At 39.2% G+C, this 26,363-nt stretch carries 25 protein-coding genes and 1 riboswitch; of the genes, 10 read left to right on the top strand and 15 right to left on the bottom strand.

Annotated features, from left to right (window positions below; genetic code table 11):
* Position 1: 1 nt before the first annotated feature.
* Both CNR22_00485 and CNR22_00480 read right to left on the bottom strand, forming a co-directional pair.
* On the bottom strand, positions 2 to 1,276 hold the full coding sequence (locus CNR22_00485; GenBank protein ID PBQ30297.1) for an isocitrate lyase: 1,275 nt from the start codon (positions 1,274 to 1,276) through the stop codon (positions 2 to 4).
* 21 nt (positions 1,277 to 1,297) lie between these two features.
* Positions 1,298 to 2,926 carry a malate synthase A gene (locus CNR22_00480; GenBank protein ID PBQ30296.1) on the bottom strand — a complete coding sequence of 543 codons (1,629 nt, stop codon included), beginning with the start codon at positions 2,924 to 2,926 and terminating at the stop codon, positions 1,298 to 1,300.
* Between the two features lie 146 nt (positions 2,927 to 3,072).
* Between CNR22_00480 and CNR22_00475 the strand changes: the two genes are divergently transcribed.
* Both CNR22_00475 and CNR22_00470 read left to right on the top strand, forming a co-directional pair.
* Positions 3,073 to 4,560 carry an XRE family transcriptional regulator gene (locus CNR22_00475; protein ID PBQ30295.1) on the top strand — a complete coding sequence of 496 codons (1,488 nt, stop codon included), beginning with the start codon at positions 3,073 to 3,075 and terminating at the stop codon, positions 4,558 to 4,560.
* A gap of 1 nt (position 4,561) precedes the next feature.
* Positions 4,562 to 5,467, top strand: coding sequence for a transporter (locus CNR22_00470; GenBank protein ID PBQ30294.1), 906 nt, complete (start codon positions 4,562 to 4,564; stop codon positions 5,465 to 5,467).
* 18 nt (positions 5,468 to 5,485) lie between these two features.
* Here the strand turns inward: CNR22_00470 and acs are convergent, their stop codons facing one another.
* Positions 5,486 to 7,399, bottom strand: a complete 1,914-nt coding sequence (gene acs / locus CNR22_00465) for an acetate--CoA ligase (protein PBQ30293.1) — start codon at positions 7,397 to 7,399, stop codon at positions 5,486 to 5,488.
* Between the two features lie 117 nt (positions 7,400 to 7,516).
* Between acs and CNR22_00460 the strand changes: the two genes are divergently transcribed.
* From CNR22_00460 to CNR22_00425, 8 genes are all read left to right on the top strand, one after another.
* Positions 7,517 to 7,942, top strand: coding sequence for a hypothetical protein (locus CNR22_00460; protein PBQ30292.1), 426 nt, complete (start codon positions 7,517 to 7,519; stop codon positions 7,940 to 7,942).
* Between the two features lie 108 nt (positions 7,943 to 8,050).
* Positions 8,051 to 9,490 (top strand): hypothetical protein, encoded by a 1,440-nt coding sequence (locus CNR22_00455; GenBank protein PBQ30291.1) that lies wholly within the window; start codon positions 8,051 to 8,053, stop codon positions 9,488 to 9,490.
* Positions 9,491 to 9,525: 35 nt separating this feature from the next.
* Positions 9,526 to 11,052: an MFS transporter gene (locus CNR22_00450; GenBank protein ID PBQ30290.1), complete on the top strand. Its 1,527-nt coding sequence runs from the start codon at positions 9,526 to 9,528 to the stop codon at positions 11,050 to 11,052.
* A gap of 32 nt (positions 11,053 to 11,084) precedes the next feature.
* Positions 11,085 to 11,336, top strand: a complete 252-nt coding sequence (locus CNR22_00445) for a hypothetical protein (GenBank protein PBQ30289.1) — start codon at positions 11,085 to 11,087, stop codon at positions 11,334 to 11,336.
* 79 nt (positions 11,337 to 11,415) lie between these two features.
* Entirely contained in the window at positions 11,416 to 12,156 is a 741-nt protein-coding gene (locus CNR22_00440; GenBank protein ID PBQ30288.1) for an SAM-dependent methyltransferase, read from the top strand.
* A 220-nt stretch (positions 12,157 to 12,376) separates the two neighbouring features.
* Positions 12,377 to 15,088 (top strand): histidine kinase, encoded by a 2,712-nt coding sequence (locus CNR22_00435; protein ID PBQ30287.1) that lies wholly within the window; start codon positions 12,377 to 12,379, stop codon positions 15,086 to 15,088.
* 6 nt (positions 15,089 to 15,094) lie between these two features.
* A complete protein-coding gene (locus CNR22_00430) occupies positions 15,095 to 15,469 on the top strand; it encodes a response regulator (GenBank protein PBQ30286.1) in 375 nt (124 codons plus the stop codon).
* A 139-nt stretch (positions 15,470 to 15,608) separates the two neighbouring features.
* The gene (locus CNR22_00425; GenBank protein ID PBQ30285.1) at positions 15,609 to 16,163 is read left to right on the top strand and encodes an inorganic pyrophosphatase; all 555 of its coding nucleotides are present in this window, start codon (positions 15,609 to 15,611) and stop codon (positions 16,161 to 16,163) included.
* A gap of 241 nt (positions 16,164 to 16,404) precedes the next feature.
* Here CNR22_00425 and CNR22_00420 read toward each other — a convergent pair whose 3' ends face one another.
* The 12 genes from CNR22_00420 to CNR22_00365 all read right to left on the bottom strand — a co-directional run bounded on the left by CNR22_00420 (position 16,405) and on the right by CNR22_00365 (position 25,921).
* On the bottom strand, positions 16,405 to 17,025 hold the full coding sequence (locus tag CNR22_00420; protein PBQ30284.1) for a hypothetical protein: 621 nt from the start codon (positions 17,023 to 17,025) through the stop codon (positions 16,405 to 16,407).
* Between the two features lie 36 nt (positions 17,026 to 17,061).
* Positions 17,062 to 17,847: a hypothetical protein gene (locus tag CNR22_00415; GenBank protein ID PBQ30283.1), complete on the bottom strand. Its 786-nt coding sequence runs from the start codon at positions 17,845 to 17,847 to the stop codon at positions 17,062 to 17,064.
* A 508-nt stretch (positions 17,848 to 18,355) separates the two neighbouring features.
* Complete coding sequence (locus CNR22_00410; protein ID PBQ30282.1) at positions 18,356 to 18,811, bottom strand: GNAT family N-acetyltransferase; 456 nt, start codon at positions 18,809 to 18,811, stop codon at positions 18,356 to 18,358.
* A 168-nt stretch (positions 18,812 to 18,979) separates the two neighbouring features.
* Complete coding sequence (locus CNR22_00405) at positions 18,980 to 19,345, bottom strand: hypothetical protein (protein ID PBQ30281.1); 366 nt, start codon at positions 19,343 to 19,345, stop codon at positions 18,980 to 18,982.
* 97 nt (positions 19,346 to 19,442) lie between these two features.
* Positions 19,443 to 20,615, bottom strand: a complete 1,173-nt coding sequence (locus tag CNR22_00400; protein PBQ30280.1) for an O-succinylhomoserine sulfhydrylase — start codon at positions 20,613 to 20,615, stop codon at positions 19,443 to 19,445.
* Positions 20,615 to 21,028, bottom strand: coding sequence for a disulfide bond formation regulator (locus CNR22_00395; GenBank protein PBQ30279.1), 414 nt, complete (start codon positions 21,026 to 21,028; stop codon positions 20,615 to 20,617). The genes CNR22_00400 and CNR22_00395 overlap by 1 nt, the downstream gene beginning before the upstream one ends.
* A gap of 12 nt (positions 21,029 to 21,040) precedes the next feature.
* Entirely contained in the window at positions 21,041 to 21,664 is a 624-nt protein-coding gene (locus tag CNR22_00390) for a hypothetical protein (GenBank protein PBQ30278.1), read from the bottom strand.
* 4 nt (positions 21,665 to 21,668) lie between these two features.
* Positions 21,669 to 22,565 carry an aldo/keto reductase gene (locus CNR22_00385; protein ID PBQ30277.1) on the bottom strand — a complete coding sequence of 299 codons (897 nt, stop codon included), beginning with the start codon at positions 22,563 to 22,565 and terminating at the stop codon, positions 21,669 to 21,671.
* An 85-nt stretch (positions 22,566 to 22,650) separates the two neighbouring features.
* Positions 22,651 to 23,286: a peroxidase gene (locus CNR22_00380; protein PBQ30276.1), complete on the bottom strand. Its 636-nt coding sequence runs from the start codon at positions 23,284 to 23,286 to the stop codon at positions 22,651 to 22,653.
* Positions 23,287 to 23,327: 41 nt separating this feature from the next.
* Positions 23,328 to 24,584 carry a homoserine dehydrogenase gene (locus tag CNR22_00375; protein PBQ30275.1) on the bottom strand — a complete coding sequence of 419 codons (1,257 nt, stop codon included), beginning with the start codon at positions 24,582 to 24,584 and terminating at the stop codon, positions 23,328 to 23,330.
* 8 nt (positions 24,585 to 24,592) lie between these two features.
* The gene (gene metX, locus CNR22_00370; GenBank protein ID PBQ30274.1) at positions 24,593 to 25,672 is read right to left on the bottom strand and encodes a homoserine O-acetyltransferase; all 1,080 of its coding nucleotides are present in this window, start codon (positions 25,670 to 25,672) and stop codon (positions 24,593 to 24,595) included.
* An 18-nt stretch (positions 25,673 to 25,690) separates the two neighbouring features.
* The gene (locus CNR22_00365; protein PBQ30273.1) at positions 25,691 to 25,921 is read right to left on the bottom strand and encodes a hypothetical protein; all 231 of its coding nucleotides are present in this window, start codon (positions 25,919 to 25,921) and stop codon (positions 25,691 to 25,693) included.
* Between the two features lie 255 nt (positions 25,922 to 26,176).
* Positions 26,177 to 26,321, bottom strand: a riboswitch (SAM riboswitch).
* Positions 26,322 to 26,363 lie beyond the last annotated feature (42 nt).

Genomic DNA, 26,363 nt, shown 5'->3' with positions numbered 1-26,363 from the left:
TTTAGTGAAATTGTTCTGTCTCCGTGCTTTCTTTCATGGCAACGGTAGAGGAATTTTGTTGAACAGTGTTCTGTACAAAATCAAAATACCCTGTTCCCACAAAACTTTGGTGTTTCACAGCGCGGAAACCTTCCTCCTGTAAAGCGAATTCTTTTTGTTGCAGTTCTGAGAAACCTGCCATACCACGTTTATTATATGCTTTACTCAATTCAAACATCGAGGTATTTAATGCATGAAATCCAGCCAGCGTGATGAATTGAAATTTGTACCCGAGGGCAGCAAGCTCTTCTCGGAAGGATTCCATTTCTGTTTCGCTCAAATATTTTGCCCAATTAAAAGAAGGCGAGCAATTGTAGGCTAATAACTTTCCGGGAAATTCTTTGTGAATAGCTTCTGCAAATTGTTTAGCGATTTTTAAATCAGGTTTGGAAGTTTCCATCCATAACATATCTGCATAAGGGGCATAAGACAAGCCGCGTGCAATGCACTGTTCAATCCCATTACGAACATAATAAAACCCTTCAGGAGTTCTTTCACCGGAAATAAATTCACTATCGCGCACATCAATATCGCTGGTAATTAAATTCGCAGCTTCAGCATCTGTTCTGGCTATAAGAAGGGTAGGCACGTTACACACGTCTGCAGCTAACCTTGCTGCTACTAATTTCCCTATAGCCTCTTGTGTAGGAACTAAAACTTTCCCTCCCAAGTGCCCGCATTTTTTTGCACTTGATAGCTGATCTTCAAAGTGAACTCCTGCCGCTCCTGCTTCAATCATCCATTTCATCAATTCAAAAGCATTCAGATTTCCACCGAAACCGGCTTCAGCATCAGCAACTATAGGCTGCATCCAGTCTTTTGTATTATTACCGGTCACGCTATCAATCTGTTCACTGCGTAACAAGGCGTTATTTATTTTTTTTACAACTTCTGGAACTGAGTTGGCGGGGTACAAGGATTGATCGGGATACATTTGTCCTGAGCTATTAGCGTCTGCTGCTACCTGCCAGCCACTTAAATAGATGGCTTCCAATCCGGCGGCAACTTCCTGCACGGCCTGGTTGCCGGTTAAAGCACCGAGGGCAGTTACAAACGGCTGTTGGTTTAAACGTGACCACAGTTTATCGGCCCCGTTGCGTGCAAGACTGTATTCGATTTCAACTTTACTCCGAAGTTTTAAAACTTCCTCTGCGGTGTAGGGACGTGTAATGCCGCTCCAGCGGGAATTTGTAGTCCACTCAGCTCTTAGCTGATCTGCTTTTGATGCGTTGCTCATGGTTTTGTTTTTTAGAGATGATTAATTAATAAAGTCATAGGCGGTTACAGTCAAGAACTCTTCAAAGCTTTCTTGTAAAACCAGTGTATTAAAAAGTTCTATTGCTTTTGCAAATTTTCCCTCTGAATAAATTTTTTCGCCAAGACTTTTTTTGATTTTGGCGATTTCAGAATTTTTAAAGCTTTCGTAAAGTTCTTTGGTAATGAAACGCCCGTCGCTTAGCTGTGATTTATTTTGGATCCATTGCCATATCTGCGTTCTTGAGATCTCGGCAGTTGCAGCATCTTCCATTAAATTATAGAGGGCTGCAGCGCCATTTCCTCTTAACCAGCTTTCGAGATAGAGAATACCCACATTTATATTCATCCGCATGCCCTCTTCGGTAATGGTGCCTTCCGGAAGACGGAGCAGATCTTCTGCTGTACAAGAAAAGTCTTCCCGTTTTTTTGTTGCAATTTGGTTTGCCTGTTTCATGTGCAGGTTAAAAATATCCATCGCCGTGGAAACAAGTCCGGGATGCGCTACCCAGGTGCCATCATGACCATCGGTTACTTCACGTAATTTGTCGAGTGTAACTTTAGCGATGGCTTTTTTATTTTCCTCTTCGTTATTCTTAATTGGAATTTGTGCTGCCATGCCTCCAATAGCATGAATACCGCGTTTATGACAGGTCTGGATAACTAGTTGCGTGTATGCGCGCATAAAAGGAACGGTCATAGTTATTTGTCCGCGCTCAGGAAATATAAACGCTTTTTGATTACGGAATTTTTTAATGAACGAGAATATATAGTCCCAGCGGCCACAGTTTAAGCCCGCGCTGTGATTACGCAGTTCCCAGAGAATTTCATGAAGTTGAAAAGGGGCAAGAATGGTTTCTATCAGCACAGTTGCCTTAATGGTGCCTTGAGGAATGTTAAGGTAATTTTGTGCGAAAACAAAGACTTCGTTCCAGACACGCGCCTCTGAATGATTTTCGAGTTTTGGCAAATAGAAATATGGACCAGAAGTGTTTTTTAAAAGAGTTTTTACATTGTGATAAAAATAAAGTCCGAAATCGAAAATTCCGGCACTAACGTATTCTCCGTGCACCTTAACGTGTTTTTCATGAAGGTGCCAGCCACGCGGCCTTACCATTAGAGTAGCAACTTCTTTGTTCAGGACATATTTTTTTCCACCTTCCGTAGAATAAGAAATTGTTTTGTTGATGGCGTCTCTTAAATTTATCTGACCTTCAATGATGTTTCGCCAGCTGGGTGAATTACTATCTTCGAAATCTGCCATGAAGATCCTGGCCCCGGAGTTCAATGCATTTATAATCATTTTTCTTTCAACAGGCCCTGTTATTTCCACTCTTCTATCTTGCAGGTCTTTCGGCACAGGTGCAACTGTCCACTCATTTTCGCGAAGTAATTTTGTCTCTTCTAAAAAATCCGGAAAGATGTGTTGATCAATTTGGCTCTGAATTTTTTCCCGTTTATTGAGTAAGTCAATACGATGGGCATTAAAATGCCCGTGAAGAGCTTTTATAAAAACAAGGGCCTCGTAACTTAGAATTTGTTCATATAAAATAGTGTAGTCACCTGTTATTTCAAGTCCTTCAGGACATGTGTAGTGTGATTTTTCGGTTGTAAGGACAGTAGATTTTTCCATAAACAATGATTTATACTGCGAATATAGAAAAAATACTAATTAGAGAAATTTTCTCTAAATGGTTTTTTTTCGTTTTTAGACGAAAAAACGCTATTTTTAAATTTTTCTACTATAAGTCAGGACTCTGATGCTATAATTTTGAAACAATGACGACAGACAACGAAGGCATTCGCCTCATTTTTGGATTAAAACTAAAAGTGCTACGGCAACAAAGAGGTATAAATTATCAGCAACTGTCTGAAAAAACAGGTATAGCCGTTTCTTACCTTCATAGCATTGAGAATGGTAAAAAATATCCCAAGGCTGATAAGATCATTATTCTGGCAAAAGCTCTGGATGTGGATTACGATTACCTGGTGTCCTTAACTGCGAACAAAAGGCTTCAGCCCATCATTGATATTATCAATACAGATTTCACACAAGCTATTCCATGGGAACATTTGGGTGTGCAGCCTTCTGCATTGTTAGATTTGTTTGCTGACGCTCCTGATAAAATGACCGCTTTTATAAGTACGATTTTAAAATTAAGCCGTAGTATGCAGGTTAGTAAAGGAGATTTTTATATGTCTGCCCTACGAAGCTACCAGGATATTCACGATAATTATTTTGAAAATCTTGAGCTGGCTGCGCAGGCCTTTCGTGAAAAATTAAAATTAAAGGAAAAAGTTGCTTTAAGCGTAGAAGTTCTGGAGGGTTTGCTGAGTGCTCAATACGGTATAAAAGTAGACCGTAAAGTAATGGCTACTAAAGATACCCTGGTGAAATTGCGTTCTTTTTATGCAGCTCAAAAGAAGATCTTATATCTTAATAAAGGCCTTAGTCAGGCGCAGGAAAAGTTTTTATTAGCAAGAGAAATTGGTTTTCAGAATCTGCAATTAAGTCCCCGGCCCTATGAAACAGTTTTACAGGATTTCGGTTCTTTTGAAATTCTTCTTAATAATTTTAATGCTTCCTATTTCGCTAATGCATTGTTATTACCGGAGGATAGTTTCACCCATCATATCAAGATTATTTTTTCAAACACAAAGTGGAGTGAGAAAGTATGGTTGGATTTAATGCATGATTATGATGTGACCCCGGAAATGTTGGTGCAACGTCTTACGAATATCTTGCCGAAACATTTTGGTCTCGATCAGCTTTTCTTTTTAAGATTACGGGGTAACATTCCCGAAGATAACTTTGAAATGACAAAAGAGCTTCATTTATCGCGGCTCCACAGTCCGTATGCGAATAATTTGCAGGAGCATTACTGTCGGCGCTGGGTGTCGATTCATTTGATGAAGGACGTTTATCAGAAAAATAAAACAAAAAAATACAAACATCCTTTAGTTGGCGCGCAGATATCTCAGTACTGGCAAACCCATAACCGTTATCTCTGTATTACTTTTGCAAAGCCACAGTCGAAAGTCTCAGATAAAATTATTAGCGTAACACTGGGTATACTTATAGACTCACAATTATTGCAGCGTATGCCTTTTGTAAATGATCTCAGTATTCCGGTTAGAACAGTTCACACCACCTGCGAGCGGTGCGGAATTATGGATTGTAAAGAAAGAGCAGCCCTTCCTGTTATTATCGAACAGCATCAAGAATCGCATAGAGTAGAGGAGGCACTGAAAAAACTGGCCCAGTAAGATGTCGGGTTTTATATTAATAGGCCTCTGTATTTTTGCAGGTATTTTATTCCGCAGAAGAAATCTTGTACCAACGGATGCTCATAAAACTATCAATGCCTGGATTATTACCATAGCTTTACCGGCAGTTTCATTTAAATACCTTACTAAGATAACCTTCACCAGTGAACTTCTTATACCCGCGCTTGCTCCCGTTCTGGTTTTTTGTGGAGGTTTGTTTTTTGTGAAAATAATTGCCCGGTCTCTTAAACTGGATAAAAGAAGCTACGGGGCCGTTCAACTCACTGCGGGGCTGAGTAACACTTCTTTTATAGGATTTCCTTTAATCATAGCTTATTTCAGTGAGGCAGAAATTAGCATCGCCATTATTTGTGATCAGGTAACTTTTATTTTATTTTCTGTTTTTGGAATAATTGTCGCCGTAAGATCATCGGGAAAATCTTCACTCTCTTTTAAGGAAATCCTGAAAAGACTTTTTACATTTCCACCCTTAGTAGGTTGTATTATAGCTTTAAGCATTCCAAAAAGTACAAACCTTTCACTTGTAGAGCCTGTTTTTCAAATGCTGGCAGCTACGGTGGCGCCCCTGGCTTTATTTTCAATTGGCCTGCAGCTAAGTTTTAAAGGGTGGCAGGAATTTATAAAGCCCATCCTTTCTATTTTGACTTATAAACTTTTCATTGCCCCGGCGCTGGTGTTAGGGCTTTTACTTGCATTCGGTTTAAAAGGCGTTCCTTCTAAAATAGCCGTATTTGAAGCAGCCATGCCGGTGCTTTTATCTGTAAGTATCTTGGTAGATCGCTACAACTTAAATCCAAAACTGGCCAACTTAATAATTGGTGTAAGTATAGTACTATCTTTTTTTACCACATGGTTTTGGTGGATAATCACTATGCATTTTCTTTAACAGCCTTTTAAAAGAAGTTTACAGTCTTCCGTCTTTTATTACATCAACGAGCGAAGGGTCGAGCAAGGTACTGGTGTCACCCAGGTTATTTGTATCTCCCTCGGCAATTTTTCGTAAGATCCGGCGCATAATTTTTCCGCTTCTTGTTTTAGGAAGGCCTGGTACGAATTGAATTTTGTCTGGTTTCGCAATAGGTCCGATAATGCGCGATACAGTTTGAATAATATCTTGTTTAGATAGATTGGGGTCACCATGATTGCCATCGTAAATAACGTAAGCATAAATGCCTTGTCCTTTTATATCATGCGGATATCCCACAACCGCACTTTCTGTAACACCGGCGTGCATGTTAATTGCATTCTCAACTTCTGCAGTTCCAATACGGTGACCACTTACATTTAATACATCGTCTACCCGCCCGGTAATGCGGTAGTTTCCATCTTCATCGCGAAGACAACCGTCGCCCGTAAAATATTTATCCGGATAAGTAGAAAAGTAAGTCTGGCGGCACCGTTCATGATCTTTGTAAGTAGTACGAATAATTCCCGGCCAGGGAAATTTAATACATAAGTTGCCACTCACGCCATTTCCTTCAATTTCCTTTCCATTCTCGTCAACCAAACAAGGTTGTATGCCTGGCAGGGGAAGCGTAGCAAAAGAGGGTTTGGCAGGAGTTACGTTTGCAATGTTGGAAATCATAACACCTCCAGTTTCTGTTTGCCACCAGGTATCAACAACAGGACATTTTTCTTTCCCGATATTTTTATGGAACCAATGCCAGGCTTCCTCATTTATAGGTTCTCCTACTGAACCGAGTACTTTTAATGAACTCAGATCTTTTCCATTTACATACTCTAAGCCAAAACCCATAAGACTGCGAATAGCTGTAGGGGCGGTGTACAGGATGTTCACTTTAAATTTATCCACGATCTCCCAGAAACGCCCTGCATCTGGCCAGGTAGGAACGCCTTCAAACATAAGCGAAGTAGCGCCTGCACTTAAAGGGCCATAAAGAATGTAGCTATGGCCGGTTATCCAACCTATATCAGCTGTACAGAAATGAACCTGTCCGTGCTGATATTGAAAGACATTTACAAAAGTGTAATTGGCCCAGATCATATAACCGGCTACAGTATGCACCACACCTTTTGGTTTTCCGGTAGAGCCAGAGGTATAAAGAATAAATAGAATATCTTCGGCGTCCATTTCCACTGCCTCGCAATCGGGGTTGCCCTGTGTTTCCACTTTTTTTATTTCGTCTTCCCACCACACATCGCGTCCTTTCAGCATGCTGATGGGAGTGCGGGTACGCGTACAAACTATTACACGTTTAATGTTTTTACGTCCAATCAAAGCGTCATCAATCACACTTTTTAAAGGAATATCTTTTGCTCCACGAAATGCGCCATCGCAGGTGATAATAAATTCTGCATCCGCATCTTCCAGTCGATCAGCTATTGCCTGCGCTGAAAATCCTCCAAAAATGACAGAGTGCACAGCACCTATTCTTGCGCAGCCCAAAGTAGCAATTGCCAACTCAGGAATCATTCCCATATAGATACAAACGCGATCGCCTTTTTTAACTCCGTTATTTTTGAGAACGTTTGCGAACTGAACTACTTTAAAGTGAAGTTCTTTGTATGTAAGAATACGGTGATGCTCTTCCGGATCGTTCGATTCCCAAATGATCGCAGGTGTGTTGCCATTTGTTTCAAGGTGTCTGTCTAAACAGTTTTCTGTAATATTTAGTTTGCCGCCCTGAAACCACTTGATGTCAGGGTCTTTAAAATTCCATTCGAGTACTTTATCCCATTTTTTTCGCCATGTGAAACTCTCGGCTATTCCAGCCCAATAAGCTTCCGGACTTTTAATGCTTTGTGCATACTGTTCTTTATAACTCTCAAGAGTTTTGATTTGATAGGGATAATTCATAACGTGTGATTGTTTATGTGAACGAAAATAGATGTTTAAAAAACCTCTTCATAATTTATTACGCTAAATTGGTATACATATGTAAAATTGGTATATCTTAATAACTACATTTGTTTTATGGAGAATATCAGGTGTCCCAAATGTCAAGCGCAGGAAGTAGTTAAAAGTGGCGTGGTTAAAGAGCGTCAGAGGTACAGGTGCAAGAGTTGTAATTATTTTTTCACGGTATTTAAAGATGGCAAAAACATAGATCCCTACTATGTGATAAAAGCACTGCAGCTTTATCTGGAGGGTGTGAGTTTGCGGGAGATTGAAAGATTGATAGGTGTCAGTCACGTGTCTGTGTTGAATTGGGTGAAAAAGTACAAGGTTCAGGCACCGGAAAATATGGAATATCGCCCTACATACAAAGTGTTGAAACATGCGGAATTGGTGGCTTTTTTAAGTGACCGTGAAGCGATAAAAGATTCTGGTATGATCATTACAGAACTTGGCGATAAATACATGTTGATCAAATGGGAGAAATTCAAGCGCGCCGTTTAGAGAGGGATGAAATAAATATACTAATTAACACTGGGTATATCCGGATAAGAAGTTAGGTCCTTAGTTATAGCACATTTGTCTTCATATAAATCAAAAACACTTAAGGTTATGAAAAACAAATTACCATTACTATCCGGGTTTGCTTTGTTCCTTTTTTTTATCAGCACAAAGGTGCAGGCGCAGGGCACTGATAACTACGGATCGGGACTTAAAATTAATCTGGACACCAGCGGTAAAAAGTTTGTCCGGATTATTACCTGGCATCAGGTGTGGGTGCGGGCAAACGAAAATAATCCGGGTTCAGCCATTAACGGCGAAAAATCAAATTATCAGTGGGACATGAGTATGCGTCGCTCAAGGTTTTTAATTTATTCGCAGATTAATTCCAATTTTTTAATTCTCATGCATTTTGGAATTAACAACGCTAACCAGGTTAGCGGTGGTGGAGTAGGTCAGGGTGCTAACGTTGGCGCTGCAGTTGTAGATGGGCGCAAAGCACAATTGTTTCTACATGATGCTTATGTAGAACACCGTATTTACAAAGATGTTATTTCTGTAGGTGCAGGGCTGCACTATTGGCAAGGACCATCACGCATGTCAGGAACATCTACGCTTAATTTTCTAGCCATGGATTCTCCGATATTTAGCTGGCAAAATATTGATGCGACAGATCAATTTGCCCGTCAGTATGGAATGTACCTGAAAGGTAAACTCTTAAAAAATAAACGCGTGGATTACCGCTTGGCTATGAATTTTCCCTTTGCGATGACAAGGGGAACTGCTCTTGGTTCTCTGGATACGGTTTCAGCAAGACGCGGACTTCCTTTATCTAACTATAAAATCGGTGGTCAGCCAAAAGCAGCATACACAGGTTATTTTGCTTATCAGTTTAAAGATATTGAAAGTAACCTCTTGCCATTTAATGTTGGAACCTATGTAGGAACAAAAAAAGTATTCAATATCGGAGCTGGATTTTATCATCAGAAAAATGCTATGTGGACCGCCGCTGTAAACGCTGCTACTAACAAAGTAGACACTACGGCGCACACACAATTTTTAGCTGCTGCAGATGTTTTCATGGACATGCCTTTGGGTGAAAATAAAAAGTCAGCAGTGACATTATATGCTTCTTACACTTATGTAGACATGGGTAAAAATTTCGTAAGAAATATCGGCATCAATAACCCTACAAATGGAACCATTGCCAGTGAAGTGAGTTATAACGGTACCGGGAATGCCGTTCCCACTATCGGCACAGGTAACGTGATTTTTGCGCAGGCAGGATTTGTTTTCCCAAAAGTTAATAGAATCGGGCGCTTCCAGCCCTATGTGTCAACCACTGTTGGGCAATACGAGCGCATAAAAGATAATGTAGTAATTCCTGATTTTGGGATGAACTGGTTTCTTGCCGGGCACTCAGCGAAGATTACGTTTAATTATCGTATCCGTCCGGTTTTTACTTACGAAAATCCTGCGCAACGTTGGAGCGATGTAAGTAAGTCGGGTAAGAAATCGGAATTTACTATTCAATTCCAAGTTTACCTCTAATTAAAAATAATAATTAACACTATATATTTCATCTTATGAAAACAGTTTCAGGTACAAACAGCATTGCAAAGGTCATCGGAGCTTCCTCTTTAGGTACTCTTATTGAATGGTATGATTTTTATATTTTTGGAAGTCTTGCCAGTATTATTGGTAAGCACTTATTTCCATCTGATTCAGGAGCTTCCGCACTCATCAATACACTTGCCATTTTTGCAGCAGGCTTCATCGTGCGTCCTTTCGGAGCCCTTGTATTCGGTCGTCTTGGAGATCTTATTGGTCGTAAATACACGTTTCTATTGACACTGGTTTTGATGGGAGGTTCTACTTTTTTAATCGGTTTAATTCCTTCTTTCGAAACCATTGGTTATGCGGCTCCTATTCTGGTTTTAATTTTACGTCTAATCCAGGGTTTGGCCCTGGGAGGCGAGTACGGTGGTGCTGCAACCTATGTGGCTGAACACGCGCCTGCTGGCAGACGTGGTTTTTTTACCAGTTGGATACAGACAACAGCTACCCTGGGGTTATTTTTGTCGTTAGGAATTATTGTTCTTACAAAAAATGCCTTAGGTGCAGAAACTTTTGGTGCCTGGGGTTGGAGAATTCCTTTCCTGATTTCTATTTTACTCGTTGTAGTTTCCATCTATATCCGTATGAAAATGCACGAATCACCCCAATTTACCAAGTTAAAAAGTGAAGGGAAAGTTTCTGTCAATCCCTTAAAGGAAAGCTTTAGCAACCGGGCGAATTTTAAAATGGTTCTGCTCGCCTTATTTGGTGCTACTATGGGACAAGGGGTAATCTGGTACACGGGTCAATTTTACGCTCAGTCGTTTTTGGAAAATACCTGTAAGTTGGATTTCAACGATTCACGATACATCCTTTTATGGGCCATTGCCTTTGCAACACCTTTCTTTGTGATTTTTGGATCGTGGAGTGATAGAGTAGGACGTAAGTGGATTATGCTTACCGGTATGTTACTGGGAATTCTTTTTTACCGGCCTATCTATCAAAATTTTATGGATAGTACCAATGTGGCCGAGTTTCAGAAAACAGAATTGAAGGAAGCAGGCGAGCCATCAGTGAAAAGAGAATTGGTGAAGGATTCAAAAGATAGTTTGATTACCACTACAACAGCGAAATCTTTAAACGATGGAACAAAATATAAAGAAGTGAAAACTTTAAAAGTATTTGCGGATGCATCGATAGCTCCTGAAGAAAAAACCAGCTTTATCGACAAACAATTATCGCAAGGCACTTTTTGGAAATTCGTAGCATTTGTGTTTTTCCAGGTACTTTTAGTAACTATGGTGTACGGACCAATTGCAGCCTTCTTAGTAGAACTCTTCCCGACAAAAATCCGTTACACGTCTATGTCATTGCCCTATCACATTGGTAACGGGGTATTTGGAGGACTCGTTCCTTTTATTGCGACACTCATCGCCAGCTTTGCAGGGTCAACACCTTTGTCAGGACTCTGGTATCCTATTGGAGTTGCTACTTTAAGTCTTATTATTGGTGCAGTTTACCTGAATAATAAATCAGACGAAAACGTAGCAGATTAATAAATAAATTATAAACTTTTAAATTAAACACAATGAACGGATTAAAAAAAATACTAGGAGTGGTTTGGATACTACTGGCTCCTTCAGCAGTAATCTTTATGTTTATGCAGGCGATTGAAAAAACGCATGCCGCCAAAGAGGGCATTGCCAGAACAAATACAGCGTTGCAATGGGGAATTATCTTATTTATCTTTATTCCCATTTGTACTGGTCTTGCAATTTTTGGTTATTACGCCCTGCAGGATGAATACAGAAAACTTCCAAAAAGCTCAAAAGACCTTTAAGTAAAAAACACCCGATGTAAGCATTGGGTGTTTTTTATTAAAACATTAACTGAACATTTGTAAATTTACAGAAGTAGAAATGAAAGATAATTTTTCACTACAGTCGGAACAGTATTTAAAATTCAGACCAGGCTATCCATCTGCGCTGGTAAAATTTCTAACTGAAATTGTACGAACGCGGGAAAGCGCCTGGGATTGTGGAACAGGGAATGGTCAGCTGGCGTTTGAGCTTTCGAAAAATTTTAAGCAGGTTTACGCCAGTGATATAAGTGAGTCGCAAGTTAAAGAAGCAAGTGCCAAAGCAAATATTCAGTACCTGGTGGAATCAGCAGAGAAAACTTCATTTGCGGATAATTCTTTTGATCTTATAACGGTTGCACAGGCAATCCACTGGTTTAATTTTGCGGCTTTTTACGCAGAAGCTCAGCGAACTATAAAGCGAGGAGGCGTACTAGCAGTTATAGGATATGGTTTACTAAAAACAGGTACAGAAACCGATGCTGTAATTTCAGAATTATATGGTAAGGTTTTAGGTGGTTATTGGGACAAAGAAAGGAAGTACATTGACGAAAATTATAAAACTATTCCTTTTCCTTTTGAAGAACTCATAGCTCCGGAATTTCCAAATGAGTATGAGTGGACATTTGATCAATTAATTGGTTACCTTCAAACATGGTCAGCCGTGAAGCATTACGAGAAACAGAAAAATGAAAATCCGGTTTTAACGATGCTCCCGGAACTGCAAAAGGCCTGGGGTGCAGAAATCGTTAGGAAGATAAAATTTCCTATCTTACTGCGGCTCGCAAGAATTCAGAAATAAAAATTAAAATGCAAACTCGCAAACAAATATTCAAAACAGCTCTGCTCGGTATATTTGCTTTGATGCTACTAAATTTTCCTTTTATTTCTATACCCAGTAAAATAGCTTTATTGTTTTCGGTGCCTGTACTATATATTTATGTATTTGGGATTTGGTTGTTTTTAATTCTCGTAGTTTTTATTTTAATGGATACTTCAGGATCTTCAGAACAAAAACGCAAATGAATAACACGCTGGTCATTCTTTCTGCCTTATTTTATTTACTACTGCTTTTTGGTGTTGCGTATTATGCAGAGTACTTATTAAAGAAAGGAAGAAGCATTATTAATAATGCCTACGTTTACTCACTTTCAATGGCGGTTTATTGTACCGCGTGGACTTACTATGGAAGTGTAGGAAGAGCTACACGCGATGGCATTATGTTTTTGGCTATTTACATTGGTCCGACCATTATGGCCATGTTTATGATCCCCGTGCTTGGTAAAATTATTCGTATCACAAAGTTTCAGCGTATAAATAGCATTGCTGATTTTATTTCTACACGTTATGGCAAAAACTTTTCAATTGCAGTAGTGGTTAGTTTGCTTTGTATCATTGGTGTTATACCCTATATTTCTCTTCAGCTTAAAGCGATCACTGCAAGCTTTGAAATTATCGTTAAAAGTAATTCGGTGGATAATGGTTTTTTTGATAACAGTACTTTTGTTATTACCATCATTCTGGCTGTCTTCATTATTTTGTTCGGAACCCGCTCGGCAGATGCTACGGAGAAGCATGAGGGCCTGGTTGCTGCAATCGCTTTTGAAACCCTCATTAAACTTTTCGCTTTTATCTGCGCTGGAATTTTCGTGACTTACGGGATCTTCAATGGCTTTGGTGACATTTTTTCACAGGCGATCAAAGACGAAAACCTTAGTAAACTTTTTGTTTTACAAGGAAGTTCATCTTACATAAGTTGGCTCTTTATGATTTTTGCTTCTATGATGGCTGTGCTTTTTTTACCACGACAATTCCAGGTAAGTGTTGTTGAAAATATTAAGGAGGTGCATTTGAAAAAAGCAGTCTGGTTATTTCCGCTTTATTTATTTGTGATTAATATTTTTGTTTTGCCTATAGCATTTGGCGGCGAATTAATTTTTGGTAACAGCAAAGTAGATGCAGATACTTATGTGCTGGCTTTGCCCTTACATTATGGCCATAACATTCTTGGCCTTTTTATTTTTATAGGTGGTTTTTCGGCGGCAACAAGTATGATTATAGTTGAAACAATCGCTATTAGTACTATGCTTAGCAATACGATTTTAATGCCGGTGCTTCTTCGTAACCCAACTTTTAAAACTAAAATCGACACCTCATTCAGTAAGTTTATTTTATATGTTCGTCGCTTTAGTATTATCCTTATTTTGATTTGTGCGTATTTATATGAAAAACATGTGGCACATTACTTCTCTTTGGTTTCATTAGGACTCGTTTCTTTTGCTGCCGTGACCCAGTTTTCGCCGGCGATTATTGGTGGTATTTATTGGAAAGGCGCTTCAAAGAACGGCGCATTGGCGGGTATTATTGCTGGCTTTATTATTTGGTTTTATACTCTGGTAGTGCCATCTCTTGCAAATTCAGGGGTTATGGGAGCTTCGCTTGTTACAGATGGATTGTTCGGCCAGTCCTGGTTGAAACCAAACGCCCTGTTTGGCTTGCAGGGATTTGATAGTATTACGCATTCTCTTATCTGGAGCATGTTTTTTAACCTTGTTTGCTTTGTTTTCTTTTCTATATACAGTAAACAAAAGGCTCAGGAACTTTACCAGGCAGAACTTTTTGTAAATATCTACAAGCACGCAGAGCTAGATAATCAAGGTGTTTGGAAGGGCGTAGCTTATATTCCCGACCTAAATGCTCTGCTCATTAATTTTTTGGGTGAAGAACGGGCGCGGAACCTTATCGATTCTTACGCTCAACGGAATAAAATATCTATTGATCATAACAAGGAGGCTGATCCACGTCTTGTTGATTTTTCTGAAAAGATTCTTGCAGGGGTTATTGGTTCTGCCTCGGCGCGTATTATGGTACAATCTGTTACCAAAGAGGAGGAAATAAGCATCGATGAAGTTTTGAAAATTCTTCATGAGTCGCAACAATTGATGGAAGTAAATAAAGAGCTTAGAAAAAAATCATTGGAGCTCACTAAAGCCACCGGGGAGTTAAGAAATGCGAACAATCAGTTGAAGGATATGGATGCTCTGAAAGATGAATTTCTCTACACTGTAACACATGAGATCAGAACTCCTTTAACCTCGATTAGAGCCATTTCTGAAATTGTACACGACAACCCAGACATGGAAGAAGGTCAGCGAAGTGATTTTTTAGGGAAAATTGCTAAAGAAACCGAACGTCTCAGTCACTTGATTACACAAGTGCTTAACCTCGAACGTTATGAAAGTGGAAGGCAAAAACTTAATCTTTCATCTTTTAGTATGATCGATCTTGCAAAAGATGCTTACGATTCTTTAGAACCTCTTTCAAGAAATAAAAATATAAATTTAAAACTTGTTCACCCTAACAGTACCTTGTTATTGCACGCAGACAAAGATTTGCTGCGACAGGTGATGATTAATCTTTTGGGGAACGCTATTAAATTTACACCTGAGCATGGGCATATAGAATTTATTGTGGTTGACAACCACGACGAAATTATTGTTACCATACAGGATAATGGTAAAGGCATTCCCAAAGAGGTGCATCCCTTTTTGTTTGACAAGTTTTTTCAGGCGCGCAACCAAACATTGAAGAAGCCGGAAGGAAGCGGATTGGGACTAGCTATTTCTAAAAAGATTGTGACCATGCATAGTGGAAAGATATGGGTGGAAAGTGAGGAAGGAAAAGGTTCCAGATTTGTATTTTTAATTCCTAATTTCGTAGCCAGAAATGTTTAAATAAAGATGGACGCAGATTCTCGTAAAGTACTTTTGGTTGACGACGACCCCAATATTTTAATGTCGCTTGAATTTTTAATGCGCAAAAGCGGATACGATGTTTTAATTGCGCGAAATGGGACCGAGGCATTAGAGCTGTTAAATGAAAACACCCCTGATCTTACTTTGCTGGATATTATGATGCCGGATGTGGATGGTTATGAGATCTGCAAACATATTAAGTCCAGCAAAAAGCTGAAACATAGCAAAGTTGTTTTCTTAAGTGCTAAAACAAAAGAAAGTGATATTCAAAAAGGGTATAAACTCGGCGCGGATCTGTACGTAACCAAACCTTTTTCTACCAAAGAACTTGTTAAACGCGTAGAGGAATTATTAAGATAAGGTCCTTTCATAATTTTGCTTATTTAGTATAGCTTTTTAATTTTCAATTTGTATTTGTAATAACTTGCTGCCGAAATCTTTGTCAGGACGGGTTTTCGGCTATCCGGCAAAAACTTTACAAATTTTACAGGAAATATAAATGCAAGATTCCAACACACTAATTTTTAATCCATGGCACTCTGTTTCTTTTGGAATAGATGCACCAGCAGTTGTTAATGCCATTATCGAGATTCCTAAAGGAAGTAGGGCAAAATATGAACTTGATAAAGAAACTGGTTTGTTGAAACTCGACAGGGTGCTCTATTCATCTGTAGATTATCCTGCAAATTATGGTTTTATCCCGAAGACCTACTGTGATGATAATGATCCGCTGGATATTCTTGTAATTTCTCAGGTAAACATTGTTCCAATGTGCCTGGTATCAGCAAAAATTATTGGCGTTATGCGAATGATTGATGGTGGTGAGAGCGACGATAAAATTATTGCTGTTGCGGCAAATGACGTCAGAGTGAATTACATCAATGATCTGGAAAGTTTGCCGCCTTATTTTTCTAATGAGATCAAGCATTTTTTTGAAGAATACAAACGACTTGAGAAAAAGACTGTAGAGGTAATTGAATTTAGAGATAGTGAGACAGCGAGGCAAATTGTGCAACAGGCTATTGTTGATTATTCGGCAAAGTTTGGGGTATAAAACCAGTAATAGTCAAGATTACCAGACTTTAAAGTGTTTTTCAAAAAAAGTGAAATCAAAAACAAAGATCAGTTTTAAATTCTAATGTTATTCATCCGCGCATTTAAGTCGCTATGGTTTTCTGAGATCCAGTATAAAGTTCTTTGCGTTCCGTTCGTCGGAGAGGTCGCAAATCGTTGCTATAACCGCAGGAAATTATACTAGAGCAGTTAAAATCGGGATATCATGTCCTTAGAATTCTCTAATTTGAGACAATTAGTTTTTTCTGTTTAATAAAATTTTCACCCTGAACCTGAATCATGTAAACTCCTACCGGGATAGATCTGGTGTCTATTTCCAAATGTTGAATGTCTCTTTGAATATTTTTAAATAAAATTTTTCCATCCAAAGTCATGATAGTGATTTGGGCCTCGTGCCTAATTATTTGCATATCAATAAAAAGATTTCCACTAACAGGATTAGGAAAAATATGGAAAGATGAGGATAATGTTTTTTCTTGCATACCTACAGTTTTGATATAAGTTCGCAGGGCATTATACATTTGGTTAAACATGCCAAATGGTTGAGTCTGAGTGTTGTTCATAGTAACCAGCGTAAATCCAAAGTCGTTGCTGTGAAACATATCTGAAAGATTTGTGTAATATCCATCATGCCCAAACATATCTGCTGAGGCATATGACAAAGCGTGATGAATTCCCAGGCCATAACCTGCCCAATAGGAAGCACTGTTTGGAACAATAGTTTTCATCTGATTGAGTGAACTTTGCGTCAACAATGAACCTGTGAGAAGCGCACGTGCAAAAAGAGCAAGATCTGCAGGTGTTGAAATAATGTTTGCACCACCAAAGCCATAAGTCAGCATCGAGGTCTCAGGAGATCACAGGTAAACACTTGTCACCTAATTACCACCAAAGCCATAAGTCAGCATCGAGGTCTCAGGGCTGTTACTGTAATCCTGTAATCCCCCTTCGAAATCCCACCATACACCCGCACTTGCTTCTGAATAGTTTTCAAATCCACCAAAGTAAGTGTGGCTCATGCCGAGCGGAGCCCAGATTCTTGATCTTAATTCTTCCTGAACAGGATGGCCTGTAACAGTTTGCGCAATAAGCGCTGCTAATACATAATTACTTGTCGAATACTTAAAGTTAGTTCCCGGCGCGAAGTCTGGAGTGCCGCTTACATGAGTTTCAAGAATCTCTATAGGGGTAAATGCGTGATTAAAATCACTGGTAACGAGAGTACCACTACCTGCAACTTCTAGATAATCTTTTATTCCACTTGTATGACTAAGCAATTGCCGGATTGTAATGCTGGGATTAAAACTGACATTTAGCGTAATGTATTTGTGCCAGGAAGAATCGAGATGAATGAGCCCGTCTTCAGCGAGTAAAAGCATTAGGGTTGCAATGTTGCATTTAGTAATACTGGCGCCATGAAAAACGGTCGAGTCGCTTATAGAGATCCCGTTTTTACCCAGTCCTGCAGTGCCTTTCCAGGTTGCTCCATTTTGCATTATAACGGTTGCCGATACACCGTGCTCACCATAAGACTGTATACGTTTGTCGAGAATTTGTTGCAATTGTCTGGCAAGTACAGAATCAATTTGCGCGTCGCATTGGTTGGTTATTAAGATTAACGACAGTAGGAACGCTAAGAATTTTGTTTGTAAATGTTGTTGCATGACAGGGAGTTTAGAATAAATTTATTTGTCTTACTCCAAATTAAGGATGAACATAAAATTTTCGTACCTATTCTTTTAAATGGACAATAAATGTCAATAACCGGTTGAATCCATACTTTAAATGAACTAAAGTTTTTTAACTTCTGATGCCGATTACAAATTAAAATGATAGACAGTCAGATACCTATCTTTAATTTTGCCCTGGAATTCCCCTTCAACATTTCTTTTTATTTTTGCGTAGAAAACTTTTGCTTAAGGATCAGCAATAAGTAGTGTTTTTTCGAAAACAAGAGTCCTGCAATAGTTCTCTTTTACAAAGATCTTTGCGGCAGTATTCTTTAGAACGCAGGTTTCATCAATTATTAAATTGTCTTTCCTTTAAACCATTTGTTCCTGAGAGTATACCCGGGAGAGCTTAGAAAGATTTGCGGTTTCCGTTTACAAGTAACAGTCGTGAACTTCCGCGTCCCTATAATATAAGTCCATATACATTTTTGGCTTGAATAGATTATTTGCTTATTTTTTTCTCAAAACATACGCTGCTTTCAACTTCGGCATATTGACCATAATTAGGTATGATAGTGTAATTGTTCTTGAGGTATAGCTTTATTGCTTCCGGTTGTTTCTCTCCAGTTTCCAGAATGCACTTTTTAAAATATAATTCTTTACACCATTTTTCAAGTTCTTGTAAAACCTGTGTAGCTATGCCTTTGCCGCGCTCATCCGGACGAACATACATTCTTTTTACCTCCATCACTTTATCAGCATATTCTTTTATTGCTCCACAGCCAACTGCTTGTTGATCGTCAAACGCGAGTATTACGCAGTTTATGGCGTCAATTTTATTGAACTGTGCAAAGAAAGAATGATCTTCACCATCCCGGATTCTTAGCTCTTTATCCAGCTCCTTTACAAGCTCGCGAAAATCAGGATGCGTTGAATTGGTTCTTATTAATTGAATCACGATCTATTAGTTTATTTTGTTTAAGAACACCAGCCTGCATCTTTCAAAACCCTGAACGCATGTATTCTGAAATGAAAAAATAAAAAGCATAAAAAGAGAGGCGCAAATGACTAAGGACTCTTTGTTTTTCATGAATAAATCAAATATAAAAAATAATTAAATGAGGTTTTAAGCTGTCCGTAAGATCTTTTCCATTTTTCTCCCTTTTGCTAATTCGTCTACCAGTTTATCCAGGTAACGTACTTGCTGCGTTAAAGGATTTTCGATTTCTTCTATGCGATAGCCGCAAATCATTCCTGTGATAAGACTGGCATTTGGATGAAGTTTAGCCTTTTTAAAAAAGGTTTCGAAAGTTACTTTTTCTGCAATCAATTCCTGCAGTTTTTTTTCGTTGAAGCCGGTCAGCCATTGTATTACCTGTTGCAATTCTTCTTTTGTTCTACCTTTCTTTTCTATTTTTGCAAGATACAAAGGGTAAACAGAAGAGAAGGTCATTTCGGCCATGCGCTGGTTGTGGTTGTCTGTAGGTTTCATGCTTTAAATTTATTTTTTAAAAAAACTAAGGTTAAATTAAAAATAAACAAGGTAAAGTCAAACTGCTTATTCAAGGAATTACGAAAATGAATTATTTTTAAGTTGATTTCAAAGCCTGCAAAATATCATTTATAATATCTTCTTTATTTTCAAGCCCTACAGATATACGAATGAGTCCGGGTAATATGCCTACTGCCAGGCGTTCTTCTTCGCTGAGTTTGCAATGGGTAGAAGAGGCGGGATGCGTGGCAATGCTGCGCGAGTCTCCTAAGTTGGGAGAGATCTTAATCATTTTTAACGCGTCAAGGAATTTCTTCGCCGATTCATAACCGCCTTTTACAGAAAAAGTAATAATTCCGCCACCTAATTTCATTTGTTTTTTTGCAAGTTCATAGTGGGGATGTGACTTTAAAAAAGGATATTTCACAAAATCAAGTTGGGTGCTGCTCTCTAGTTTTTCGGCAACGAACAAAGCATTTTCGCAATGACGGTCCATGCGTAAGGCCAGGGTCTCGAGACTTTTACTCAAGGTCCAGGCGTTAAAAGGAGAGAGCGAAGGTCCGGTAATACGACTGAACAAATAAATTTCTTTGATAAGATCTGTTTTTCCAACAGCTACACCGCCCAGTACACGGCCTTGTCCGTCGATATACTTGGTAGCGGAGTGCACAACAATGTCAGCCCCATAAATAATTGGCTTTTGAATGTAGGGAGTGGCAAAACAATTGTCGACGATCAAAATTAAGTTGTGTTTCTTAGCCAGCTTACCAAGTAGTTCCAGATCAATAACCTCAATGGCAGGATTTGTAGGCGTTTCCACAAACAAAATTTTAGATTCTTTTTTTACCAGGCTTTCAATTTGTTCAGGCTTATTAGCGTCGAAATACGAATAAGTGATATTCCATTTAGGAAAGTATTTATGAAAAATGGTATGGGTGGCACCGAAAACTGAAGAACAGGATATCACATGGTCACCAGACTTCAGCAAGGCAGCCATGCTGTTATAAATGGCGGCCATGCCAGAGGCGAAGCTTAGTCCGGACTCGGCGCCTTCCAATAAACACATTTTATACACAAACTCATCGGTGTTTGGATTACTGTAACGTGAGTATATAAACTCATGAGATTCATCATTAAAGGCTGCGCGCATTTCTTCAGCGGTATCAAATACAAAACTGGAGGTAAGGTAAAGCGGAGCAGAATGTTCGTTGTATTGACTCCGCTCCATTTGCGCGCGGATGGCTTGTGTTTCAAAATGTTTGTCGTTCATTAGTTTAAAGTGATTTTGTAAGTAATGTTTGCTGTGGGTTCAAGTGTTTTTGCTACGGAGCAGTATTTTTCGAGCGAAAGCTTTACGGCGCGTTCTACTTTTTCAAACTCTAGCTTTCCCTTTATTTTAAAGTGAAGAATGATGTTCTTAAAGAGCGAGTAGTCTTCGATCTTTTCACGATCGCCTGTAAGTTCTACCTCAAAGGAATCTACTTCCTGTTTCTGTTTTTTCAGAATGAGTATCACGTCAATAGCGCTGCAGCCTCCTAAAGAGCTTAACAAAACCTGCATAGGCCGCATTCCTGTATTTTCGCCGCCAATGTCTTGTGAAGCGTCCATTATAAAAGCATGCCCTTCTTCACTGGTAGCCTGAAGGTTGAAATTTTCACCAATCCGTTTTATATTTATTTTCATAGTTATTTTATTTTATGTGGGAGTTACATCACTTCTGAATTTTGGTAAACTCAGGTTCCATTTTACAGAAGCAATGCGTATGGCAACAATGAGAACAGATGAAATAATAATAGTTGGTGTACGGCTGCATCCGAAATGGTCAAGTACCAAATACAAAAAGGCACCTGCCAGACAGGCGGTCGCGTATATTTCTTTCCTGAATAAAAGGGGAATTTCATTTGTCAGCACATCCCGCAGAACACCGCCCATTACAGCCGAAAACATGCCCATGATCGCGGCTATAAGCGGATTTAAACCAAAATTTACAGCTTTTTCTGTGCCAATGATGGTGAACATGGCAATTGCTAAAGTCTCAAACAAGAATAAGTTTCGTCTTAAGCGGATAAGGGTTTTATAAAATAAGCTGGCTAAAACAATTCCGGCGAAAATAGCATACATCAGGTTAATATCTTTTACCCAGGCCAGGGGGTAGCTTCCAATAAGGATGTCACGGATACTGCCGCCGCCAATAGCTGTAATAAAACCAATAAATGTTACTCCAAACCAATCGGGTTTTGATTTTTCATCTGCTGCCAGAGCTCCTGAAATGGCGAATAATCCTGTGCCTAATAATTCGAGTGTGTATTGTAATTGCATTGTACTAGTTTGTTGCAAGCCCCGAAAAATAAATTTCGTGCCAATCTTGTTTATCTAATTCAATTGTTACAGCAGAAGCGGCGTTCTTTATTCTGCTTATACTATTTGTTCCAAGTATGGGTAATGCTCCCAAACGCAATAACCAGGCTATAGCTATTTGTTCTTCGTTGCAATTATAATTGGCTGCCAGTTTTTTTAAGGTATTACGCACATTGTAGGTGGCTGCATCATTTTCATCTACCAAACGTCCCCCCGCCAGGGGCGACCAGGCGAGTGGTTTGCTATAGTGTTCCTTGATAAAATCAAGTGTGCCGTCTTTAATAGCAGAAGTATTCATAACATTTAATTCCAGATGATTTGTTATAATAGGTATGCTTAATCTCGATTGCAATAGCCTATGCTGATGCACCGTAAAGTTAGCTACCCCAATGTATTTTACCAATCCTTTGTTTACGAGTTTGGTTAGCTCTGAAGCGGTATCGTCGGCATCCATCAGGGGATCTGGATGATGCAATAATAGGATATCCAGGTAATCTGTACCGAGGTTCTCTAAAGATTTTTCAACACTGCTACGAATGTATTCAGAACTGCTGTCGTAATGACGGGTTCTATAAGCAGGTCGCAATTGGTCAACATTGTTTATTCCGCACTTTGTTGAAATAACAATCTCTTCGCGCTTAACGCGACTTTCTTTTAAAGCTTTTCCGAATAATTTTTCTACCCTGTAATTGCCGTAAACATCTGCATGGTCGAAAGTGTTAATGCCCAATTCGAGACACGCGTCTAACTTGCCCAGAATAGATTCGTAGGTCACACCATCTTTATCTTCCATAGCTCTCCAGAAACTGTAAATCAATGGAGAAACTTCCGGACCATTTTCGCTCAGGTTAATTTTTTTCATGTTGTAATTTTGTAAAAGCCACGCAGTTGTGTAGTGATCTGTTTTCCCTAAACAACAAATATGGTGCAACTACGCGGCTAATTTTTTAAAGATTGGGTTGCGGCGTTGTTCTTAAGTAAGGTTTGATTTCTGTAAATCCTTTTGGAAATTTAGCAGGAATATCTTCTGTTTTAATAGCGGCAGATACTACCACATCGTCTCCCTGTTTCCAGTTGGCAGGAGTTGCTACACTATAATTGGCAGTAAGTTGCAAAGAGTCGATCACCCGTAATATTTCATCAAAGTTTCTTCCGGTGGACGCAGGGTAGGTGATTAGCAATTTTATTTTTTTATCCGGACCAATAACTGCAACAGAGCGCACGGTAAATTTATCGGAGGCATTCGGATGCACGAAGCCGTAGAGTTTCGCAACTTCAAAATCCGGATCTGCGATGATGGGATAATTTACGGTAGTATTTTGTGTTTCGTTAATGTCTTTGATCCAGCGTAAGTGAGATTCAACGGCATCAACACTTAATGCTATAACTTTAACGCCGCGCTTATCAAACTCTGGTTTTAATTTGGCTACGCTTCCAAGTTCGGTTGTACAAACAGGTGTAAAATCTGCAGGATGCGAAAATAAAATCCCCCAGTTATTTCCTAAAAATTCGTGGAACTTAATTGTTCCGGTGCTTGACTCTGCTGTGAAGTCGGGTGCGAGGTCTCCTAATCTGATTGACATGTTTCGTTTATTTAAAGGTTATTAATAATTTAGCGGAAGAGTTAAGCTGAAAATGCCGTCTTCATTGCTTTTTGTTTATCGGTTGTATCTTCCGCTGTTTTAAGAGAAACAGTCTCATTTATTAAAGACACAAATAAATTGTTTTTTAAAATGTAGTCCCGGTTAGCGATCAGTGTTCTGAGATTCACTTTTCCGATGTTATAATTGTATTCGCTTCCGGTATATTTTTCCGTCACTTCTTCAAAGGTTATGTGTTCAAGGTCTTTGGCGGTAGTATATCTTAAATAAATTTCAACCAACACATCATCTGTAAATTCAGCGGCATGCACCTGGGTGTGCTTTTTGTATTCATATTTATAGCCGTAAGAAAGAGCGGAGATATCAGACAGCACTGCCGCTCCGGTAGGTAAACTGCCCGCGCCGCGACCCTGCAAAAACTGTTCTCCTGAAAACCGGCCTTCTACAATAACACCGTTAAATTCGTTCTCTACATTAAACAATTGACTGCTTTCTTTCACAAAACGTGGTGCTACAAGCGCTGTTACTTTATTGTTTTTTAAACGTTGAATTACGGGCGTCAATTTTAATTTGTAGCCTTTTTCAGAAGCGTAGCGGATATCATTCTCAGTTAAAGTTGTTATGCCAAGATTTAAGATTTCTTCTGGTTTTATGATCAACCCAAAAGCGTGAAGAGCAAGAATCACCGCTTTAAATTTGGGATCAAAACCTTCTACATCGTTTGTGGGGTCAGATTCTGCAAAGCCTTTTTCCTGCGCTTGTTTCAGTGCTTCAGGATAGGAAAGGTTTTCGTTGATGGTTTTACTTAAAATATAATTCGTTGTGCCGTTGAAAATACCGGTTATTTTTTCGAGTTCTTCGTTATCAAAGTATTCTTCAAGGGTACGAAGAATAGGGATGCTTCCACACGCAGCGCCCTCATACAAAAGCGAGACATTGTATTTTAACTGTAAAGCATATAGTTCTTCCAAATGGAGAGCAAGCATTTTTTTATTAGCACTCACCACGTGTTTTCCACGTTTTAATGCTTCACTCACAATGTGAAATGCTTCGTCCGCATCATCAATCAGCTCTACAATCACATCGATCTCCGGGTTGTCAAGTATTTCCCATTTATCGTAGGTAATATGATCCTTTGAAATGCTGCGTTCCTTCTCTTTGTTTTTTACTGCGATCTTTACAATATCAGCTGTAAAGCCGGTACTGTTATTTAATACATGATATAAGCCTTGTCCAACAACGCCAAATCCAAACAGACCTATTTTTAATTTTTTTGCCATTTTGTATGTTATAGAGAGATTAATAAATTTTGTTTTCTACTTTCTTTTTTTGCTGCAGGATTTTTTTTCCGTGACTTATAAAAGCTGGAGATAAGCTGCGCTAATTTTTCAGTTTCGATCAAAAATCCATCATGTCCATAAGCTGAGTCAATGCTTGCGTAGGTTGAATCTTTGATATGCTCTGCTAAAAACTTTTGTTCTGATACGGGAAAAAGAATGTCGCTGGACACTGATATGACAAGGGTTTGAGATTTCACTGTAGCTAGCACTTCTTCCAAACCTGAATTTCTTCCGCGACTGATATTATGACTATCCATGGCATCCAGCAAACGCACATAAGAATATGCATTGAAGCGTTGTACTAGTTTTTCGCCCTGGTAACGTTGGTAAGACGCCGCGTTAAAGTTGCGTGTTTTTTCAACCTGCGCATCCTTTTGAGTTTGCGCATAAGTTTCATAACCACGGTAACTTAATAAAGCCATGCTTCTGGCTGCAGCAAGCCCTTTTACGCCGCCATCGTGTGTGTTTGAATAGTAAGTGCGGTCGGCTTTAATAGCAAGGCGCTGAGATTCATTAAAAGCAATGCCCCAGGGTGAATGTTGCGCATTTGTGGCTACAAGAATAAGATGCTCTGCCAGATCCGGATGAGATAAGGACCATTCCAGTGCAATTTGTCCGCCTTGCGAGCCGCCAATAAGCGTGTGGATTTTTTCCAGTCCTAAATGCTGACGTAGCAGGTCAAAAGTCTGAACCATATCCTTAATAGTGATTTGCGGAAAGTAATCAAACCAGGCAGCGTTAATATGACTATTGTGGCTGAGAGGGCCGGTAGTTCCATAACAAGACCCAAGATTGTTTGCGCACACAATAAAGTAGTCTTTTGCATTATAGAATGAATTTTCTCCGAACAACCCATTCCACCAGTCAAACACGTTGCTGTTAGCCGTTAGCGCGTGAGCAACCCAGATCACATTTGAACGATCGGCGTTTAAGGTGCCGTATGTATGGTATACAATTTCAAGGGCGGGAATACTTCCGCCATTTTCGAGCGGAAAATTTTTGTGGTATTTGAAAATAGATTCTGACATTTCGGGTGTGGATTATAATTAGTTTTTTGAAATTATTTCTGAATAAACAACGTGTTTTCTTTCCGGCGAAACCAAAAGGTTGACGTCGAATACAAGTCTCCTGGCCTGCAGCGCCAGACTGATCGGAAAGGAGCCGCCGCTTTGAGCAACACCGTATTCGGAAATAATGGATAGATAATTTTTGTAGTTTTCGTTTTCCAGAAGGTTAACCTCTTGTGATAAATTGAAATTTGATTTATGTTGGCTCATGATAATTTTTTTAATGATGAATAATGTGAATTGTGATGTGAGATTCCTGAAACAGAAATGCACAACATCTGCCGGGGGGCCGGCTGGTTTAATTTTCCAGTAAGAGTTTAGAGAAAAATCAGTTTAGCACATGCAGCAACAGCAGCACATACAACACATCATCATTAAGAATTGAGCAGGCGAATCCGAATTAAATACTTTAGACAGGGTGTCTTTTTTGTTTGTGATTTTTGCGTGTTTCATTTTTACATTTTTAATTTATTTACCTCTGTCCCTATTGCTATCGGGATCAGAGTAGGAGTTGGCACCTGTTTTCCAACACTTCCGGTTAAAAGGAAGCGCTTCTAGTTGGTTGCCAGTGGGTCATCGAGCCTATTCTCTCACCACTTCTTAATAAATTAAAACACACTTAGGGATGGTTTTAATTCTTGCACAAATTTAG

This window comes from Sphingobacteriaceae bacterium, assembly GCA_002319075.1.
Lineage (GTDB): Bacteria > Bacteroidota > Bacteroidia > B-17B0 > Aurantibacillaceae > Aurantibacillus.
The sequence above is the reverse complement of the archived record's forward strand: the minus strand, read 5'-3'. Positions and strand labels throughout refer to the sequence as shown.